This window comes from Parasutterella muris (genome assembly GCF_009767915.1).
Classification (GTDB): Bacteria; Pseudomonadota; Gammaproteobacteria; order Burkholderiales; family Burkholderiaceae_F; genus Parasutterella; species Parasutterella muris.
In genome coordinates, this window is record NZ_WSRP01000103.1 from 1 (window position 1) to 1,066 (window position 1,066).

A 1,066-nucleotide genomic window follows, 5' to 3' on the forward strand; every position below is an offset into this window, starting at 1 on the left:
CCTTTGACAAAATGCACGGGAAATCTTGAAGTCGGAGGCAATATCGTTGCAAAAGGCGACATCAAAGATAAAGGAGGCGCTTACTCTATGGCCGGTATGAGAGGAACTTACAACGGTCATACGCATAACGGCGGAGCAACTCCGGACCAAAAGATGTAATGCAGAACAAAAAATTAAGCCCGTTTGAGCAGCGAACTCAGGCGGGCTCTTTCACAACGTGAAAACTATAGCAATATGGATATTTTACAAGATTTAGCGAGAATGTTGAAGATGGCGGACTCATTAAGTTGGTATGCCGCACTGCCTCTTTACTTAATTGGTTATGGGCTGGCGGTGTGGACAATAGCAAAAGCGGTAAAGGCGATAAGAGATGCCTTTAAGTGAGGGGCAATGCAATTTTATTTAAACGGAGCCGAGGCAACTCTAACGGATTTTGCCAAGGATGATTTAGCGAGGGCTGTGGTGAACAGCCTTTTTTCTTGGGCGAGAGCAGAGGACGATGACGAAAGACCGACTGAATCCAAGATGGGTTGGTGGGCGGATTCTTTTTCTGAAGAGGGAGATAAGTTCGGTTCACGGCTTTGGCTGCTGATGCGCTCAAGCCTTACCACTGAAACGTTGGCCCTGGCAGAAGAATATGCTCAGGAGGCGCTTCAGTGGATGATTGAAGACAATATTGCAAGTGAAGTGATCGCAAAGGCTGAGCTTGACGGGATCGATCGTCTTAACCTGCTCATTGAAATTGTTCGTCCTAACCAGAAAACACTTACCGCTCGCTTTGTTGACGTATGGAGTAAGTTATGAGTTTTGAGAGACCAACACTAAAAGAGATCATTGAAAGGCTTGACGGAGACACCCAAAGCCGGTTATCGGTTCCGCAGATGAGGCGCTCTAATGCCAAAGTCTTTGATCGAGTACTGGCTGGTGCGGCCCACTCACTCTATGGCTATATCGAGTACTTGAACCGACAGCAGTTTTTTGATACGGCTGAGAGTGATTATTTGGATCGCTGGGCTTCTATTTATGGATTGACCAGAAAGAAGGCGACAAAAGCTTCCGGCGAGGT

General features: G+C 46.9%; 2 protein-coding genes and 1 pseudogene. All 3 read left to right on the forward strand.

What is annotated here, in order from left to right:
• Positions 1–183: 183 nt before the first annotated feature.
• Positions 184–384: a hypothetical protein gene (locus E5987_RS12985; protein ID WP_202074651.1), complete on the forward strand. Its 201-nt coding sequence runs from the start codon at positions 184–186 to the stop codon at positions 382–384.
• Between the two features lie 6 nt (positions 385–390).
• Entirely contained in the window at positions 391–804 is a 414-nt protein-coding gene (locus tag E5987_RS12745; protein WP_160336442.1) for a phage GP46 family protein, read from the forward strand.
• Positions 801–1,066 (forward strand): annotated as a pseudogene (locus E5987_RS12750) (baseplate J/gp47 family protein); the annotation flags it as partial. The gene E5987_RS12745 and the pseudogene E5987_RS12750, both read left to right, overlap by 4 nt.